This is a genomic window from Anaerobiospirillum sp. NML120511 (genome assembly GCF_023050955.1).
Classification (GTDB): Bacteria; Pseudomonadota; Gammaproteobacteria; order Enterobacterales; family Succinivibrionaceae; genus Anaerobiospirillum.
In genome coordinates this window covers 1-3,476 of the sequence record NZ_JALKIK010000086.1, presented here as the reverse complement: position 1 = coordinate 3,476, position 3,476 = coordinate 1, and the positions used below count along the sequence as shown (strand labels likewise).

General features: G+C 50.7%; 3 protein-coding genes and 1 pseudogene. 3 read left to right on the top strand and 1 reads right to left on the bottom strand.

The annotated features are described in order from the left end of the window. The first annotated feature begins 322 nt into the window (after nucleotides 1-322). From tap to MXE39_RS12670, 3 genes are all read left to right on the top strand, one after another. Nucleotides 323-397, top strand: a complete 75-nt coding sequence (tap, locus tag MXE39_RS12680) for a RepA leader peptide Tap (protein ID WP_001365705.1) — start codon at nucleotides 323-325, stop codon at nucleotides 395-397. Further along, nucleotides 390-1,247, top strand: coding sequence for an incFII family plasmid replication initiator RepA (repA, locus tag MXE39_RS12675; RefSeq protein WP_000130647.1), 858 nt, complete (start codon nucleotides 390-392; stop codon nucleotides 1,245-1,247). Before tap ends, repA begins: the two co-directional genes overlap by 8 nt. A gap of 938 nt (nucleotides 1,248-2,185) precedes the next feature. Then, nucleotides 2,186-2,434: a hypothetical protein gene (locus MXE39_RS12670; protein WP_246979062.1), complete on the top strand. Its 249-nt coding sequence runs from the start codon at nucleotides 2,186-2,188 to the stop codon at nucleotides 2,432-2,434. A 24-nt stretch (nucleotides 2,435-2,458) separates the two neighbouring features. Here the strand turns inward: MXE39_RS12670 and MXE39_RS12665 are convergent. Then, a pseudogene (locus MXE39_RS12665) lies at nucleotides 2,459-3,349 on the bottom strand (Tn3 family transposase); the annotation flags it as partial. Nucleotides 3,350-3,476: the final 127 nt, after the last annotated feature.

Here is a 3,476-nt window from a genome sequence, read left to right as displayed (position 1 = left end):
AAAGGCTCCCAGCTCTAAAGCTGTCAAGGAATACAAGGATAAGCTTACCCGTATGCTTGGATTTTGATATCCCCCTGTATCCGGCTATGTCAGGGGGTGGGTCAAAACTTTTGAAATTTAGTACTAGATTACTGATCGTTTAAGGAATTTTGTGGCTGGCCACGCCGTAAGGTGGCAAGGAACTGGTTCTGATGTGGATTTACAGGAGCCAGAAAAGCAAAAACCCCGATAATCTTCTTCAACTTTGGCGAGTACGAAAAGATTACCGGGGCCCACTTAAACCGTATAGCCAACAATTCAGCTATGCGGGGAGTATAGTTATATGCCCGGAAAAGTTCAAGACTTCTTTCTGTGCTCGCTCCTTCTGCGCATTGTAAGTGCAGGATGGTGTGACTGATCTTCACCAAACGTATTACCGCCAGGTAAAGAACCCGAATCCGGTGTTCACTCCCCGTGAAGGTGCCGGAACGCTGAAGTTCTGCGAAAAACTGATGGAAAAGGCGGTGGGCTTCACCTCCCGTTTTGATTTCGCCATTCATGTGGCGCATGCCCGTTCCCGTGGTCTGCGTCGGCGCATGCCACCGGTGCTGCGTCGACGGGCTATTGATGCGCTGCTGCAGGGGCTGTGTTTCCACTATGACCCGCTGGCCAACCGCGTCCAGTGTTCCATCACCACACTGGCCATTGAGTGCGGACTGGCGACAGAGTCCGGTGCAGGAAAACTCTCCATCACCCGTGCCACCCGGGCCCTGACGTTCCTGTCAGAGCTGGGACTGATTACCTACCAGACGGAATATGACCCGCTTATCGGGTGCTACATTCCGACCGACATCACGTTCACACTGGCTCTGTTTGCTGCCCTTGATGTGTCTGAGGATGCAGTGGCAGCTGCGCGCCGCAGTCGTGTTGAATGGGAAAACAAACAGCGCAAAAAGCAGGGGCTGGATACCCTGGGTATGGATGAGCTGATAGCGAAAGCCTGGCGTTTTGTGCGTGAGCGTTTCCGCAGTTACCAGACAGAGCTTAAGTCCCGTGGAATAAAACGTGCCCGTGCGCGTCGTGATGCGAACAGAGAACGTCAGGATATCGTCACCCTGGTGAAACGGCAGCTGACGCGTGAAATCTCGGAAGGACGCTTCACTGCTAATGGTGAGGCGGTAAAACGCGAAGTGGAGCGTCGTGTGAAGGAGCGCATGATTCTGTCACGTAACCGCAATTACAGCCGGCTGGCCACAGCTTCTCCCTGAAAGTGATCTCCTCAGAATAATCCGGCCTGCGCCGGAGGCATCCGCACGCCTGAAGCCCGCCGGTGCACAAAAAAACAGCGTCGCATGCAAAAAACAATCTCATCATCCACCTTCTGGAGCATCCGATTCCCCCTGTTTTTAATACAAAATACGCCTCAGCGACGGGGAATTTTGCTTATCCACATTTAACTGCAAGGGACTTCCCCATAAGGTTACAACCGTTCATGTCATAAAGCGCCAGCCGCCAGTCTTACAGGGTGCAATGTATCTTTTAAACACCTGTTTATATCTCCTTTAAACTACTTAATTACATTCATTTAAAAAGAAAACCTATTCACTGCCTGTCCTGTGGACAGACAGATATGCACCTCCCACCGCAAGCGGCGGGCCCCGACCGGAGCCACTTTAGTTACAACACACAAAAACAACCTCCAGAAAAACCCCGGTCTGGCGCAGAACCGAAACCACAAAGCCCCTCCCTCATAACTGAAAAGCGGCCCCGCCCCGGCCCAAAGGGCCGGAACAGAGTCGCTTTTAATTATGAATGTTGTAACTACATCTTCATCGCTGTCAGTCTTCTCGCTGGAAGTTCTCAGTACACGCTCGTAAGCGGCCCTCACGGCCCGCTAACGCGGAGATACGCCCCGACTTCGGGTAAACCCTCGTCGGGACCACTCCGACCGCGCACAGAATCTCTCTCATGGCTGAAAGCGGGTATGGTCTGGCAGGGCTGGGGATGGGTAAGGTGAAATCTATCAATCAGTACCGGCTTACGCCGGGCTTCGGCGGTTTTACTCCTGTATCATATGAAACAACAGAGTGCCGCCTTCCATGCCGCTGATGCGGCATATCCTGGTAACGATATCTGAATTGTTATACATGTGTATATACGTGGTAATGACAAAAATAGGACAAGTTAAAAATTTACAGGCGATGCAATGATTCAAACACGTAATCAATATCTGCAGTTTATGCTGGTTATGCTGGCTGCATGGGGCATTAGTTGGGGAGCCAGATTTGTCATGGAGCAGGCCGTTCTGCTTTATGGATCAGGAAAAAACTATTTGTTCTTCAGTCATGGTACTGTTCTGATGTACCTGCTGTGTGTTTTCCTGGTATACCGCCGTTGGATAGCTCCGCTACCGGTCGTTGGTCAGCTGCGCAACGTTGGCGTACCGGGGGTCTGACGCTCAGTGGAACGAAAACTCACGTTAAGCAACGTTTTCTGCCTCTGACGCCTCTTTTAATGGTCTCAGATGACCTTTGGTCACCAGTTCTGCCAGCGTGAAGGAATAATGGCCGAGCATATTGATATGTCCGTGGCAAAGCGGGGAGAGGCGTGCGATATCTTCATCATTCAGTGTTTCACCCTGCGCCCGGAGATGATCCAGAGCTGCCTGCATATAAATAGTGTTCCATAACACGACGGCGTTAGTGACCAGCCCCAGAGCTCCCAACTGATCTTCCTGACCGTCGGTATATCGTTTTCTTATCTCACCTTTTTGACCGTGACAGATGGCTCTGGCAACTGCATGACGGCTTTCTCCCCGATTAAGCTGGGTCAGAATGCGCCGGCGGTAATCTTCATCATCAATATAATTAAGCAGATACAGCGTTTTGTTGATGCGCCCCACTTCAATGATTGCCTGAGTCAGTCCGGAGGGACGTTCACTTTTCAGCAATGAACGGACCAGCACTGAGGCCTGTACTTTGCCCAGCTTCAGGGAGCCTGCGGTCCGGATCATTTCGTCCCACTGAAGGACTATTTTTCGGGGATCTGATTGCCCTCTGGCAATATCATTCAGCACGCCATAGTCGGCATCATGGTCCATTCGCCAGAAAACCGAAGCACCGGCATCAGCCAGGCGTGGAGAAAACTGGTATCCCAGCAGCCAGAAAAGGCCAAAGACAAGATCGCTGGCACCTGCCGTATCGGTCATAATTTCGGTTGGATTCAGCCCGGTCTCCTGTTCCAGAAGGCCTTCCAGCACAAAGATAGAGTCCCTCAGCGTCCCCGGTATAACGATGCCATGAAAGCCGGAATACTGATCGGACACAAAGTTGTACCAGGTGATCCCTCTGTTATTACCAAAGTATTTGCGCATGTAGACCGACAATTTGATTAATCTTAGAAAAGATCAATCGATAAAACTATTTATTTAAATGTATGTTAAAAACTTGGAGGGATAAAATAGTGTAGTTTTTTGAGGAGGGATTCTAAGCCCGCTG